Here is a 241-nt window from a genome sequence, read left to right as displayed (position 1 = left end):
CTTCAATTGCCGTGCAGCGTAGGGCTTGTGACTCGCCAGATCGGTGAGGCCGGTGCGGTCGAGAGCGACCGCGTGGATCTTGCCGAGCGTGGCGGGCATGGCCTCACCGATCGTCCGACGACGGGCCTGCGACAGCGTCTCCGCGACGGTCGGGCTGTCGATCACCAGCCCGTCCACATGGCGCATCAGGACCAGGGGAGCTTCGGTGCCCGCCGGATCGTCGGTCCGCGCGCTCGTCGTC

1 protein-coding gene is annotated in these 241 nt (G+C 69.3%); it reads right to left on the bottom strand.

Annotation, left to right across the window (positions count from 1 at the left end; genetic code table 11):
• Window positions 1–241 (bottom strand): phosphotransferase (locus tag AC0IX4_RS23285; RefSeq protein ID WP_471831448.1); only part of this gene is annotated, 241 nt, incomplete at both ends.

The organism is Rhodococcus sp. AC861, assembly GCF_979256035.1.
Note: the sequence above shows the minus strand (reverse complement) of the source record. Positions and strands in the feature narration are given on the sequence as shown.